At 65.6% G+C, this 14,113-nt stretch carries 14 protein-coding genes; 7 read left to right on the top strand and 7 right to left on the bottom strand.

From position 1 onward, the window contains the following. The first annotated feature begins 121 nt into the window (after positions 1–121). The 3 genes from H6955_17030 to H6955_17020 all read left to right on the top strand — a co-directional run bounded on the left by H6955_17030 (position 122) and on the right by H6955_17020 (position 4,471). Positions 122–2,668 (top strand): response regulator, encoded by a 2,547-nt coding sequence (locus H6955_17030; GenBank protein MCP5315264.1) that lies wholly within the window; start codon positions 122–124, stop codon positions 2,666–2,668. An 80-nt stretch (positions 2,669–2,748) separates the two neighbouring features. Beyond that, positions 2,749–2,991 carry a hypothetical protein gene (locus tag H6955_17025; GenBank protein ID MCP5315263.1) on the top strand — a complete coding sequence of 81 codons (243 nt, stop codon included), beginning with the start codon at positions 2,749–2,751 and terminating at the stop codon, positions 2,989–2,991. A 268-nt stretch (positions 2,992–3,259) separates the two neighbouring features. Beyond that, positions 3,260–4,471, top strand: coding sequence for a GGDEF domain-containing protein (locus tag H6955_17020; protein ID MCP5315262.1), 1,212 nt, complete (start codon positions 3,260–3,262; stop codon positions 4,469–4,471). 111 nt (positions 4,472–4,582) lie between these two features. On the opposite strand, the gene H6955_17015 is transcribed toward H6955_17020, so the two are convergent. After that, on the bottom strand, positions 4,583–5,317 hold the full coding sequence (locus H6955_17015; protein ID MCP5315261.1) for a 2,3-diphosphoglycerate-dependent phosphoglycerate mutase: 735 nt from the start codon (positions 5,315–5,317) through the stop codon (positions 4,583–4,585). A gap of 292 nt (positions 5,318–5,609) precedes the next feature. On the opposite strand from H6955_17015, the gene H6955_17010 reads away from it, so the two are divergent. Beyond that, complete coding sequence (locus H6955_17010) at positions 5,610–6,251, top strand: TusE/DsrC/DsvC family sulfur relay protein (protein ID MCP5315260.1); 642 nt, start codon at positions 5,610–5,612, stop codon at positions 6,249–6,251. Between the two features lie 20 nt (positions 6,252–6,271). On the opposite strand, the gene H6955_17005 is transcribed toward H6955_17010, so the two are convergent. Continuing rightward, positions 6,272–7,126 (bottom strand): LysR family transcriptional regulator, encoded by an 855-nt coding sequence (locus H6955_17005; protein MCP5315259.1) that lies wholly within the window; start codon positions 7,124–7,126, stop codon positions 6,272–6,274. A gap of 106 nt (positions 7,127–7,232) precedes the next feature. On the opposite strand from H6955_17005, the gene H6955_17000 reads away from it, so the two are divergent. Then, a complete protein-coding gene (locus H6955_17000; protein ID MCP5315258.1) occupies positions 7,233–7,928 on the top strand; it encodes a c-type cytochrome in 696 nt (231 codons plus the stop codon). 65 nt (positions 7,929–7,993) lie between these two features. Here the strand turns inward: H6955_17000 and H6955_16995 are convergent, their stop codons facing one another. The 3 genes from H6955_16995 to ubiD form a co-directional block, all read right to left on the bottom strand. Continuing rightward, entirely contained in the window at positions 7,994–8,407 is a 414-nt protein-coding gene (locus H6955_16995; GenBank protein MCP5315257.1) for a hypothetical protein, read from the bottom strand. Further along, on the bottom strand, positions 8,371–9,000 hold the full coding sequence (locus H6955_16990) for an AAA family ATPase (protein MCP5315256.1): 630 nt from the start codon (positions 8,998–9,000) through the stop codon (positions 8,371–8,373). The genes H6955_16995 and H6955_16990 overlap by 37 nt, the downstream gene beginning before the upstream one ends. 202 nt (positions 9,001–9,202) lie before the next feature. Then, positions 9,203–10,669 carry a 4-hydroxy-3-polyprenylbenzoate decarboxylase gene (ubiD, locus tag H6955_16985; protein ID MCP5315255.1) on the bottom strand — a complete coding sequence of 489 codons (1,467 nt, stop codon included), beginning with the start codon at positions 10,667–10,669 and terminating at the stop codon, positions 9,203–9,205. 139 nt (positions 10,670–10,808) lie between these two features. Here ubiD and H6955_16980 point away from each other — a divergent pair, with 139 nt between their 5' ends. Together H6955_16980 and H6955_16975 are read left to right on the top strand one after the other, a co-directional pair. After that, complete coding sequence (locus H6955_16980; GenBank protein MCP5315254.1) at positions 10,809–12,026, top strand: TIGR03087 family PEP-CTERM/XrtA system glycosyltransferase; 1,218 nt, start codon at positions 10,809–10,811, stop codon at positions 12,024–12,026. 67 nt (positions 12,027–12,093) lie between these two features. Further along, positions 12,094–12,687: a D-sedoheptulose 7-phosphate isomerase gene (locus H6955_16975; protein ID MCP5315253.1), complete on the top strand. Its 594-nt coding sequence runs from the start codon at positions 12,094–12,096 to the stop codon at positions 12,685–12,687. 86 nt (positions 12,688–12,773) lie between these two features. Here the strand turns inward: H6955_16975 and H6955_16970 are convergent, their stop codons facing one another. Then, positions 12,774–12,905: a DUF2934 domain-containing protein gene (locus H6955_16970; protein MCP5315252.1), complete on the bottom strand. Its 132-nt coding sequence runs from the start codon at positions 12,903–12,905 to the stop codon at positions 12,774–12,776. A 471-nt stretch (positions 12,906–13,376) separates the two neighbouring features. After that, positions 13,377–14,066 (bottom strand): TIGR04211 family SH3 domain-containing protein, encoded by a 690-nt coding sequence (locus H6955_16965; GenBank protein MCP5315251.1) that lies wholly within the window; start codon positions 14,064–14,066, stop codon positions 13,377–13,379. Between the last annotated feature and the right edge of the window lie 47 nt (positions 14,067–14,113).

Genomic DNA, 14,113 nt, shown 5'->3' with positions numbered 1-14,113 from the left:
TGCCGTGCGCCTCGCCTGAACCGGTCACGCGCTACCACGCTCGTTCGGTACATCGGGCGCCTGCCGGGAACGCACCGGGCGGCGCTGTCACGGGCCCCTGACCGGGCCGCGAGGTGAATGCATGCAGGGAGGCAGCCCACTTTTCAGAAGGATCGCCGCGGTCGCCGGCGTGCTGCTGGTCGTCTACCTGCTGTTGTTGCTCGGCACCACCTACTACGCTCAATACAGCCTGCGGGCGGCATCGCAGCGCGAGGTGCAGTTCAATCTGGACAAGCGCGTGGCGACGTTCGGCTATTTCGTCAACCAGCGCGTCAGCGATGTCGACATCCTCACCAAAGACCGTACGATCGCCGCCTTCTTCGCCAACCGGGCACTCGGCATGTCGATGGAATATGGCCTGCGCGCCAATCTGCGATCCATCGAACGGCATTTCCAGGCGTTGCTCGACGACCACCAGATCGATGGCCAACCCATCTACCTGCGAGTGGCACTGCTGGAGCACGACGGCAGCGTACTGCTCGACGCGGCGGCTCCCAACATACCCCCGGGTAACTGGTCCGAGAGCAATCTGCCCGAAGTCGACGAGACCCGCTGCCTGCTGCTGCGTGGCAGCGACCACAGCCACGTGGTGGTTCTCGCCCCTTACCTGTTCAAGGGCGCGAAGATCGGCCAGCTGATCGCCGAGGTGAACCCTTCGGTACTGTTCGCGATGCGCGGTCCTTCATCGGCACGCGGCCTCAACGACTACCTCCTGCTGATGCGTGACGACGGTTTCGCGGTCGATTTCCAGCACACCGGCGAGACGGCCGACGCCCCGATCTGGCCGGAACCGCTGGGCATGGAGGCCGATCCCGTATTCGATCACCTGCTGAAGAAGGCGATCCCGAACAGCCCGTTCGTGCTCGCCGCGCGCCCGGAACGCGGCGTGTCGCACGGCTTCCTGACATCCCCCTGGTACCTGGTTTCACTGGCGATCGCCGCCGTGCTGGTCGGAACGCTGATCTACACCGGTTACCGGGCGGCGCGGCGTTCCGAGGGGGCCATGGCGCAGGCGCGGGACGCGGCGGAGGCGGCGACACGCGCCAAAGGCGAATTCCTCGCCAACATGAGCCACGAGATCCGCACGCCGATGAACGTGGTCATCGGCATGGCGCATCTGGCGTTGCAGACCGACCTCAACCCACGCCAGCGGGGCTACCTGCAGAACATCCAGCAATCGGCCGAAGCGTTGCTGGGGGTGCTCAATGACATCCTCGACTTTTCCAAGATCGAGTCAGGCAGGATCGACATGGAGAAGGTCGCCTTTCGCCTCGAGGACGTACTCGAGAATGTGCGTCACATCGTTGGCCACAAGGCCGACGAAAAGCAGCTGCAGTTCATGTTGGACGTGGACCCGGCAACCCCTACCGCCCTGGTCGGCGATCCGCTGCGGCTCGGCCAGGTGCTGATCAATCTGGCCAACAATGCGGTCAAGTTCACCGAACCGCTGGGCCGCGTACGAATCAGCGTATCCACGGCAGAGCGCGACGATCAGCGTGCGCAGCTGCACTGCACGGTGCGCGATACCGGCATCGGTCTGGACAGCGATCAACAGGCCAAGCTGTTCGCCTCGTTCAGCCAGGCCGATTCGTCGATCAGCCGGCGCTACGGCGGCAGCGGGCTCGGGCTCGCGATCAGCAAACGGCTGGTCGAACTGATGGATGGTGAGATCTGGGTCGAGAGCGTACTGGGGATCGGCAGCGCGTTTCATTTCACCGCTCGGTTCGAACTGCAGCAAGGCAGCGTGTCCGCACGCAGTCAGCAGGACACAAGCGATCAACGGCAGGCGGTCGAGGCGCGCAGGCGCCTGCGCGGGACGCGGGTGCTGCTGGTCGACGACAACGAGATCAATCGCGAATTGGCCAGAGAACTGCTCGCGGGCGCCGGCATCGAGGTGGTCTGTGCGGAAAACGGCAAGGCCGCGCTGGCGCTGCTCAACCGGCAGAGCTTCGACGGCGTGCTGATGGACTGCCAGATGCCGGTGATGGATGGCTATACCGCGACCCGCAAGATTCGCGAAAATCCGCGACTTGCCGAGCTACCGGTGATCGCGATGACCGCCAACGCCATGGCGGCCGACCGTAAACGCGCGCTCGATTGCGGCATGAATGACCACATCGCCAAGCCACTCAAAGTCGAGCACATGTTCGTCACGCTGGCACAGTGGATCGGGCGGTCGGAAAACGACCGCCGGTCGATCGCCAAGCCGACGCTGGTCGACCACGCGACCGTGCCCGAAGCGGCGACGGCGTTTCCCGAGCTGCCTGGCATCGACACCCGTGCCGGACTCGCAATCGCTCGCGGCAGCGTGCAGTTGTACCGCCGGCTGCTGCTGATGTTCCAGGAACGCTACGCGGATTTCGAAAAGCTGTTCCGAATCGCCCAGGACGACGACGACCCGGAAGCGGCGGTTCGCCTCGCCCACACCATCAAGGGGATCGCCAGCAACATCGGCGCCGAAGACCTGCGGCGTTATGCGCACGCGCTGGAAACCGCGTGTCGCACGGATGAGGGGATCGAAAGCGCGCTGTCAGACGTGCGATCTGCACTCGACGAGATCATTCCGGGTATTGCCGCTCTGCGCACCGCTACCGGTGACGGCGAAGGCAGCGGATCCAACGCCGCGTGACAGCGATCTGCCGGTTGCGGACCGGCCTGCCGGAAACCTGTAAGCTGCCGGGTGACCGGTAGAGTCCTCGGCACCCTCGAATGACCCAAGCGGATCTCATCGTGACAGCGATCGGGCTGGTCGGCGCAGCGGCGATCCTCGTGACATTCATAGGCAATATCGCCGGCAGGCTTTCCGCGCGTTCCAGGCACTATCTGCTGCTGAACCTGTTCGGCGGGGTGCTGGTGGCGTTCAACAGCATCTGGTTCGACGCCTATCCGGCGTTCCTGATCAACGTGGTCTGGGTCGGAGCATCGGTCTGGGGGCTGCGCCGAACGGCGTGACATGACGGTCGGCCAGACATCCCCGCCGTGCCCTGGGGCGCAACAGACGACCGGGAAACGCGCCGAAACGGCAGCGAAGTCCACCGCGTCAAGCATGGACGCCAGTCAAGCAATGCCCGCCATGGCCGCTACCGTTTTTGTCGCTGACCTGCCGGGCGGGCGGGCGGGTTCGCGGCCCAGACGACCGCTTGAGCGGCGCACGACGCCGAACCAGCCTCCCTGCGGGGGACACATGCAAGACCCGAGGACCTACAGATCGAGTCGATTGATGACGTTGTTTACGTTGTCCGCCGTGTTTTCGGTCGCCCTGATTCTCGTGGCCACCTTTCTCGGCATCCGCTCCATCTACACCGACAACGTCATCAAGATCGCCGAACAGCAATCGGTGAACATTGCCGACGCGCTGTTCGTGCAGGAACTCGACCTGCTCTCGGGCGGCTCGCCCGACGACGCCAGGTCGCTGGCGATCGTCGAGTCATCGTTCGGCCAGATCGACCGCCGCATGCATGACTATCTGCGGCCGTTCAACATCGTCAAGATAAAGGTGTTCAACACCGGAGGCGTGATCATCTACAGCACGGACCCGTCGATCATCGGCGTCGACGACAACCGGAACGAGCGCCTGAATCACGCGCTGGCCGGTCGCGTGGACGCCGAGTTCGGCACCAAGGACCGGATTGTCGACCTCACCGAAGAGGAACGCTTCGACATCGACGTCGTCGAGACCTATGTCCCGGTCACCAACCGCTCGGGAGCGATCATCGGCGCGTTCGAGATCTATATGGACGTCACACAGTATCGGGAGAAGCTGGCCGGCGTGCTGCGCTCGTCGATCCTGGTGATAGGTGCCGTGCTGCTGGTCGCGTTCGGAATCCTGTTCCTGATCATGCGCAAGGGGACGCGACAACTGAGTCTCTACGAGCTCGAACTGCACGCGATGGCGGTGACCGATGCACTGACCGGGATTGCGAACCGCCGCTTCCTGCTCGACCGCGCCGAGGAGGAGTTTCTCCGTGTACAGCGCGATCGCCAGCGTATCGACCGCCCGGACAGCGCCGGTTGTATCCTGATCGACATCGACCACTTCAAGCGCATCAACGACAACTACGGACACCAGGTCGGTGACGATGTGCTGCGCGAAGTCGCCGCTCGCCTCAAGGAGTCGGTAAGACGCTACGACCTGGTCGGGCGTTACGGCGGAGAGGAGTTTCTGATCGTCGCCCCCAACAGCGACCGGGATCACATCCGCGAAGTCGCCGAACGGGTATGGAACGCTATCCGCGAGCGACCGATCGACGTCGGCGAACTGGCACTCCAGATCACGATCAGCGTCGGCTTCGCCTGCGTCCAGCCGGGTGATGCCGGCATCGAAGACGTGATCCAGCGGGCGGACCAGGGACTCTACAAGGCCAAGGACGCGGGCCGCGACCAGATCGCCCGGGTCGAACCACCACCCGCCGCGCGGGTCGCGGACGCCTGATCGCATACCCCTTGCGTCGCCACGGCGGCGGGGCTGACCGGACGCCCGGGTCAGTGCGATACCGGCCCCGGTCATGGCTGGCGCAGACGCTGGACGCCGGCACGGCAGAACCTAGGCAGCGCGCAGACCGTCGGCCGTCGGGTCGAGATAGTGCCAGCCGATCGGTTCACCGCTGGCCGAGAAGACATACAGGATGGGCACCCCGGTCGGGATCTCGAAGGCCTCGACCTGGTGCTGCTGCATGCCGTCGAGCGCCATGATCAAGGCGCGCAGCGTATTTCCATGGCTGGCGATCAACAGCCGCCGTCCGGCGCGGATCTGGGGCACGATCTCGGTGTCCCAGAAACCCGTGACGCGCCGCCGGGTGTCGGCCAGGCTCTCGCCGTTCGGCCGTTCAGCAGGATCGATGTCGGCCATCCGCGCGTCCCGCGCCGGATGATGGGGATCATCCGCCGTCATTGCGGGTGGGCGGTCGAGGTAGCCGCGCCGCCAGCGCCACACCTGGTGTTCGCCGACACGCGCGGTCATCGCTGCCTTGTCCTCACCCTGCAGGGCACCGTAGTGGCGTTCGTTGAGCCGCCAGTCGGCCACCAGCGGCACATCCGCGTCGCCCGACAGGCGCAGCACCGTCTCTGCGGTCTGGCGCGCACGCGCCAGGCGCGACGTGTACGCAACGTCGAAGTGCAACCCCCGGCGCGCGAGCAGCTGGCCCGCGCGAACCGCCTCGGCCTCTCCGACCTCGGTCAGACCCGGGTCGGCCCAGCCGGTGAAGCGCCCTTCGCGGTTCCACTCGCTCTGGGCATGGCGGATCATCACCACCACCGGCATGAACATCTCGTTGGGCATCGTCGTCCTCCACACTCGGTTCGCGGCGCATTCGGTGCGACCCGAACCACCGCCGTATGCCCCCAACTATGGGGCCGGCAATGCGATTAATAAAATCGTTTGCTTTTATTGAATCAATAGTCAACACCTAATAGTGGGCGCCGCACCTCATGGCGCAGGCGGCGAAGCCACGAGGTTCCTGACCAATTAATATCGATTTTTTCGATATCAAATCGCGATAAATATCGCTTGTGTTTTCCAAAGTGGCGAAGATACTGGCCTGCAGGCGCTCGATACGCAGCAGGAGACGACGATGATCGCAGTCAAGGTGTTCATGAAGGTGACCAAAGAGCCGCTCAAACGGACCCCGGTGGTTTTGGCACTGGACGCCGCCGAGGGACCATCGGACGCAGTACTGACCGACCGCTCAGGGGTCGCGCGCTTCGAACTGCCGCCGGGCAGCGGCAAGGTGCTGGTCTCCGGTGTGGAACGTTTTCACGGTCGCCTCGCCGGCGAGATCGAGATCGGCCTGTGGTCGATCACCCAGTCGGGCAACGCCTCCGCCGGTGCACCGGACCGGCTGCCGGGTGGCAGCAATGCCTATCCCAGCATGACGGTACAGAGCACCCTGGTGGAAGGCCGCGAGATCCTCACCGACAGCGAGGGCTACATGGTCGATCCGAGCGAGTGGTCCGAGGGCTTCGCCCGGGCCCAGGCGGAGATGGAGGGGCTGGCGCTGACGGCCGAGCACTGGGAGCTGATCCGTCATCTGCGGGCACACTTTGCGCGCCACGGCACCCAGGCCAGCGTGCGCGACATGGTGCGCCACTTCCGCGACCTTTGGGGCACGGCTCGCGGCAACAGCCGCTACCTGCACCGGCTGTTCCCACGCGGCGGTCCGCAAAAGCAGGGCAACCGTCTGGCCGGTCTGCTGCGCACCAAGGGCGAACACTGAGAGACCGGCCGCAGGCCTGGTCAAGCGCGCTGGCGTTCTTCATGCGCCAGGTCGCGCAGGCCCTGGAGCGCCTGGCGCAGCGCCTCGTTGTCGATCGCGCGCGGGAACACCATGTAGGCCGGATGCAGGTACTGGGGACCTTCGGCGACGCGAAACAACCGCCCCTCGTCGATCAGCGGCTGCGCCATGCGCAGCGGTAGAAAAGACGCGCCCCCGTTGGCCAGCATCAGCTGCACCCCCAGCCAGCCTATATTGACCACCTGGGCCGGTCGTTCGAGATCGGGGAAACTGTCGCGGTGCTTGGCATAGAATCCGGGACCCCATTCCACGTAGATGTAGTCGTCCCCCGGCCACCGGGTGTCCTCCCGGGTGCTGACCATCACCAGGGTCTCGTCGAACAGGTGTTCGACAACCAGGTCAGGGGCATGACTGGGCGTGTACATCAGTGCGACATCCAGCGTCCCTTCGACCATCCTGCGCATCAGGTCCTCTTCGAAACCGATCTCGCAGCGCACCGATATCGTTGGGGCGAAACGCCGCATCCATCCCACCCAGCGCGGGAGAAAGCCCTCCCAAAGCGCTATGCGTCCGGCAACCCGGATCGAACCATCGAACCGGCCCGAAAGGCCGGTGTCGTGGCGCGCCTGCTCGGCGGTCAGCACCAGGTTCTTCGCGTGGCGCATGAAACGGTCGCCGGCTGGCGTCAGGCTCGCGCCGGAGCGATTGCGCACGAACAGCCGCGCGCCCAGTTCCCCCTCCAGACTGCGGATACGCGCGCTCACTGTCGACTGCGTGACGTGCAGACGGCGTGCGGCTTCGAGGAAGCTGCCATGTGCAGCGATCGCGAGAAAGGTGCGGGCCTGGTCGATATCCATCCGGGTGCGTTGCATCGCGAACCATTGATTGCGGATACTTTGGGCGAATCGGCGGCGATTTGCGACCTCTCGCCCGCCTTCGTTGTTCACTCGATGGAGACAATGCATGGATCTCACGACCCAGACCCTCGGCACCCAGCGCGAACGACGTGGGTTTTTCGCCTTTGCAATGCTGGGGCTCGCGACCCTATCGGGCGCGACAGGCATGGCGCTGGCCGGCCCGGCCGAAGACCTGGCGGCCGCCGATCCTCAACGGGTCGAGGCGATGACCAAGAAATGCGCGAAGTGCCACGGGCCGGACGGCGTCAGCGACGACCCCGAGATGCCGCACCTGGCCGGGCAGCGCGCCGACTACATGTACAAGCAATTGCACGATTTCAAGGCCGACGCGCGCGAAGGCGGCAAGATGAACAAGACCGCCAGCAAGCTCAGCGAGCAGGAGATGGCCGACCTTGCGGTGCTGTTCGGCGGAAAAGCGCTACCCGAGGAGGATGGTGTCAGCATGCCGGCGGCACCTGCCCTGGTCAGCACGGGTGATGCCGGTCGCGGCATCGATGCATGTGCGGACTGCCACGGCGACGATGGTCGCGGCAAGAAGGACAAGTACACGGCCCCGGCATTGGCCGGCATGCCGCTGGTGTTCTTCGAAGCGACACTGCAGGCGTTCCGTTCCGGCGAGCGCGCCAACGACGAAGACGGCGTGATGCAGAAGGCCGCGAAGGGGCTCAGCGACGCAGAGATCAAGACGCTCGCGGACTATTACCTCGCACTCGGCAAGCGCCACCCGCTGCCGCCGCTCTGAACGGGGGCTGTGGCACAGGTCGGTGATGGCGGTGCCCGGGGAGGCTTAGACGCAGCGGGCCCGACTCATCGGGTGGCGCCGTGCGGTACGCTGAGTGTGACCTCTCTGCCACCGTAACCGTGCACCAGGTCGTGCGCGCGCACCTTCACCCAGGTGTACTCGCCACGGATGTGCACCCGGCTCAGGCCGCGAGTAAACGGCTGTTCGTTGACGTGCGGGTGGGCCAGTACCCGTGTCGCGAGCACACTGCCGTCGGGGGCCAGGACCTCCCAGCGGTTCGCATAGTGGTCCCAGCCGGTGTCGGCATGACGCAGCGTGACGTCGATATCGAAATAGCCGCGTTCCTCGGTGGGACGGATATCCACCTTCAGTACGTCGGCCACTCCGGCGGCAACCGGGGTGGCCAACGCGGCACCCAGCAGCCCCGCCGCGAGGGTGCGGTTCAACCTTGTCGCAGCCACTTGATCACCGGATCCCATTGCACGACGTCGAGCGCGACCTGCGACGGAGCGAGCTCGAAGATGCCAAGCCCGGTCTCTGCGGAGCGGATGTAATTCTGGCTTTCGCGCAGATGGGTCAACAGCGGGATCTTGTAGGCGTCGAGGAACTCCTCGAGCACATGGTAGATGCGCGTCTGCTCACGTACCCGGTTGGCGATCAACGCGATCCGCGTCTGACCCCGCGAGATACGCCCGGAGGACAGCAGCTCGTCGATGAATCTTGCCGCGGCCCGCATATCGATCGGCGACGGCAGCACCGGGACGAGCAGCACGTCGGCGCGCCGCAACAGCTGGGTGACCGCGGCACCGTAGACCGCCGCCGGCGCGTCGAGCACGGCGACGTCGGTACCGTGCGCGGCACGCGCCTCGCCGGCGACGGCGTCCACGCCCTCGATCACCGGCACCCCGGTGTAGTCGTCACGCGCCACCAGCCAATCGAGGCTGGAACGCTGCGGATCGAAGTCCATGATTGCGACCTTGCCGCCCTCATCCGCGTACCAGGTCGCGAGATTCGTCGCGATGGTCGTCTTGCCGCACCCGCCCTTGGCGTTCATGCACAGGATGGTCTGCACCTCGATCTCCCTCCTCTTCGACATGGATGGCGCATTACAGACGAGTTGCGCGGGCGCGGCAAGGCGCCAGGCCCGAAACATTTCGCCTGCTCCGCCCGACGAGGGCCACGAGCGCGATGGTCGCGGACCCTCGGCGGGACCGGTTCGCGCCCCACAGGACGGTGCGGCCAGGAACCGCCCCCCGAGCCCGGCCGGCATTCGCTCAGTCGATGCCGAGTTCGTCCCAGAGCGTATCGATGCGCGCCTTCACCGCCGCATCCATGGTGATCGGCCGGCCCCATTCCCGGCTGGTCTCGCCGGGCCACTTGTTGGTCGCATCGAAACCGACCTTGCCACCCAGGCCCGAGACCGGTGAGGCGAAATCGAGATAGTCGATCGGCGTATTCTCGACCAGCGTCGTGTCGCGCACCGGGTCCATGCGCGTCGTCATCGCCCAGATCACGTCGTTCCAGTCGCGCACATCGACGTCGTCGTCGGTGACGATCACGAACTTGGTGTACATGAACTGGCGCAGGAACGACCAGACACCGAACATCACCCGCTTGGCGTGTCCCGGGTACTGCTTCTTCATGCTGACCACCGCCATCCGGTACGAGCAACCCTCGGGCGGCAGGTAGAAGTCGACGATCTCCGGGAACTGCTTCCGCAGGATCGGCACGAACACCTCGTTCAACGCCACGCCGAGGATCGCGGGCTCGTCCGGTGGCCGGCCGGTATAGGTGCTGTGGTAGATCGGGTCGTCGCGGTGGGTGATCCGGTCGATCGTGAACACCGGAAAACGATCGACCTCGTTGTAATAGCCCGTGTGGTCTCCGAAGGGTCCCTCGGCGGCCGTATCGCCGGGGAGAATATGGCCCTCGAGCACGAACTCGGCATTCGCCGGGACCTGCAGGTCCGAACCGACACAGCGCGTGACCTCGGTGCGCGCACCGCGCAGCAGGCCCGCGAAGGCGTACTCGGACAGGCTGTCCGGCACCGGGGTCACCGCGCCGAGGATGGTCGCCGGATCGGCGCCCAATGCAACCGCGACCGGGAACGGTTCGCCGGGGTGCGCCTGCTGCCAGTCGCGAAAATCGAGCGCACCGCCGCGGTGCGCCAACCAACGCATGATGACGCGGTCGCGACCCAGCACCTGCATCCGGTAGATACCGAGATTGGTGCGTGCACGGTGTGGGCCGCGGGTGACGACCAGGCCCCAGGTGATCAACGGACCGGCATCGCCGGGCCAGCAGGTCTGCACCGGCAGGTCACCGAGGTCGACCTCGGCGCCTTCCAGCACGTTGGCCTGACAGCTCGCGCCCTTGACGACCTTCGGCGCCATGTCGAGCACCTTGCGGAACACCGGCAGCTTGTCCCAGGCGTCCTTCATGCCCTTAGGCGGTTCCGGCTCCTTGAGCTGCGACAGCAGCACACCGACCTCGCGCAATGCCCCGACCGACTCCTCGCCCATGCCCAGCGCGACCCGTTCCGGCGTGCCGAACAGATTGCCGAGCACCGGGATACGGTGGCCCTTGGGCCTCTCGAACAACAGCGCCGGTCCCGCGCGGCGCAGCGTGCGATCACAGACCTCGGTCATCTCCAGGTAGGGATCGATCTCGGCGGCGATACGCCGAAGCTGGCCACGCGCCTCGAGCTGATGGATAAAATCGCGCAGATCGCGGTATTTCATGGTGTTATCCTGCGACAGAACCCGGCTACTTTAGGGGATAAGCCGACCCAGCGCGAAATCCGCACAGGGCGCCGCCCGCAGCGGCAGCCACCGGCCTCCCAGACACCGTCACCACCTACCGTCAGACCCGACCGCACCATTGAAAAAGAATCTGCTGTACCTGGTCCATCGTCTGCCCTATCCACCCAACAAGGGCGACAAGATCGCGTCGTTCGCGCTGCTGCGTTTCCTCGCCGAACGCTACAACGTGTACCTCGGCACCTTCGTCGACGACCCCGCGGACCTGCAGCACGTCGACAAGCTGGGCGCCATGTGCACCGAAGTGTGCGCGCCGCGCTTGCATCCGCTGAGTGCCCGGTTACTCAGCCTGCGCGGACTGCTCACCGGCCAGGCGCTGTCACTGCCGTACCTGTACCATCGCGAACTGTTCGCGTGGACCACACGCGTGCTGCGCGAGGTGCGTCCGGAACGGATCGTCGTGTTCAGCGGCCCAATGGCACAGTACGTCGCCGGACGGATGCCCGAGGGCGCGATCGGGCTGTTCGATATGGTCGACGTGGATTCCGAAAAATGGCGCAGCTATGGCGAACGCAAGGCGTGGCCGATGAGCTGGCTGTACCGTCGCGAGGCCGACCGGCTGCTCGCGTTCGAACGGCGCATGGCCCTCGAGTTCGATGGCACCGTGCTGGTATCGCGCGAAGAAGCGGAGCTGTTTCGCGGGCTGGCGCCGGAGTCGGCGTCGCGAACCACCTACCGGATCCAGGGCGTCGACAGCGATTTTTTCGATCCGCGACTCGACCACCCCAATCCTTATGCGGCCGGGGCCCGGGCGCTGGTGTTCACCGGGGCGATGGACTATTGGCCAAACGTCGACGCAGTGACCTGGTTCGCCGACGAGGTACTGCCGCGTGTGCGTGAAGCGGTACCCGAGGCACTGTTCTGCATCGTCGGCATGCGTCCGGCACCCGCGGTGCAGCGGCTCGCCGAACGCGACGGTATCCGCGTCACGGGCGCGGTCGACGATGTGCGCCCCTATCTCGCCCATGCACACGCCGCGGCACTGACGCTGCGCATCGCGCGCGGCATCCAGAACAAGGTGCTGGAGGCGATGGCGATGCAACTGCCGGTGATCGCCAGCCCCGGCGCCATGACCGGGATCCAGCCCTACCCCGGCTTCACACCGACGGTCAGCGACGACCCTGCCGTCCTCGCCGATGCCGCGGTGGCGCTGTTGCAGAAACCGCGGCAGATCGACCAGGCGGCGCGCCAGTGCGTCCTCGAACGTTACGACTGGGAATCGAATCTGCAACGCATCGGTCGACTGCTGGAAAGCGGTGAGATCGAGGCGGATATCTGAGGCGCCCGGCAGTCTACAATCGCCACGAGCACCGCATACCCGGACCACCGACCCGCAGGCAACCAGGATGACCCAGATACCCGACGGATTCGTCGAGCAGCAAATCACCGACTCGATCTCCGTCAAGGAGGCGATCCTGGCGGACACCGAACTGATCGCACAGATCGAGGAGGTCGCCGGACTGATCGTCGGGACCTATCGCAACGACGGCAAGGTGTTGGTCGCCGGCAATGGCGGCAGCGCCGCGGACGCCCAGCACATCGCCGCCGAACTGGTCAGCCGTTTCACGATCGATCGACCCGCACTGCCGGCGATGGCGCTGACCACCGACACCTCGATCCTGACCGGCATTGGCAACGACTACGGATTCGAGAGCCTGTTCAGCCGCCAGATCGAGGCCAGCGGCCGACCCGGCGACGTGTTCATCGCGATCTCGACCTCGGGCAACTCACCGAACATCGTGCGGGCACTGGCGACCGCCGGTCAGCGCGGTCTGGTCACGATCGGCCTGACCGGTGCGACAGGCGGCAACATGGCCGCCCTGTGCCGCCACTGCATCAGGATCCCGTCGACCGACACGCCACGCATCCAGGAGGGTCAGATCATGATCGGCCATATCCTGTGCGCGACGACCGAACGCGCGCTGTTCGGCGCGCACTGAACAACGGCGACACCGAAGCGGCGTGACCCGTTCCGGTCTGCGTCCCCGTCGACGGCCCGCGGATCTCGACCGCGTGCCGCCTGCGCTCAACCGGTGATCTCGACCTTGGCCTTGCGCAACCGCGCGTCGACCTCGGACTCCGCGATCACCCAGTCCTCGTGCTCATCGCTGAGGAAGCCCTGCGACTCGGCCCGGAGATAGGCGGCCTCGGCGATCATTCGATGACGCTCGGCCGAGCTGATGCGCCGCACGGCGCTGCCGGACTTGGCCGCAGCCGCCGGAGCACTCGCGACCTTCTGGGCACGTGTGGCCGGTTTCGCCACGGCGCCGGTTGCCGCCGCCTTCTTGGCCACGGTTTTTTTCACCACCTTCTTCTTTGCCGCGACCTTCTTGCTGGTCGTCTTCTTTTTCACCGCAACCGGCGCACCGGCCGATCCCGTTGCCTTGCCTGCACTCTTCTTCGTCGTCTTTGCCATATCTAACCTCGTGGCATTGTCCTAGCGACCCATCTCTGCCCCAGACACCGGCAAGAACCGATCCATTTCGAGTCTGGTGCGCTGATTACGGGATTCCTGCGTGCACGGTGCCGCCATGCAGACGCACCGCTGCACCGTTGTCGTGCGTAATGCGGCTGCGATGCTAGCGGATGGCGCAGATGTTGGGTAGCAGAAATGCCGGCAGCACGCCGGTCACAATCTGAAACCGTGATAGCGCCTGCGGATACGGTAGTCGACATAGGCGACACCGCCGCCGAAACCGAGCAGCAACGCGATCGCGCCGACGATCCAGCTGCGGAACCGCTCGATCGGGCCCAGCGGTGCGGGCGATTCGGCAGTGGCCGGCGCGCCGGGAGAAAGCAACGCGACCGCTTGCGCGACGCGCTCCTCGAGCGCCTGCAGCCGCTGCGCATCCTCCGTGTCCCGCCCGGGCGTGGCATCCTGCTGTGCCTCGAGCTGTGCAATGCGCTGTTCGGCCGCGTGCAACGCCTGCTGCAACTGGGCGTCGCGCGCGCTGGGCAGGCCGGCGCCGGCCGCGACCGGCGACGCGACCTCGCCGGAAGTCTGCTTTTCACGCAGCGCAGCCAGTTCGAGGCCCATCTGCCGCAGTTTCGCCTGGGTTTCCAGCAACATCGCCTTGGCCGGCTTTTCTTCGGTGACATAGGTCGACTCGACCCAGCCCCGGGTATCGTCTGCGAGCCGCACCTCGGCAAATGTTCCCTCACGGCGAAGCACCTCGAGCGGCGTACCGCTGGACAGCAGCCGGGACGGCGTACCTTCGGCGGCAGGGCCGTCGTACAGACCGACGACCAGCTGATCGGTGATGTGCGCACCGGACACGGTGCCGGCAAGGGTGCACAGGGCGACGAGAAGGACGCGCATCGGTGGTTGCATCGGTTTCGCTCGGCGGGTGTCCGCCCTCAAGTCTA

It is taken from the genome of Chromatiaceae bacterium (genome assembly GCA_024235395.1).
Classification (GTDB): domain Bacteria; phylum Pseudomonadota; class Gammaproteobacteria; order Chromatiales; family Chromatiaceae; genus Thiosocius.
Note: the sequence above shows the minus strand (reverse complement) of the source record. Positions and strands in the feature narration are given on the sequence as shown.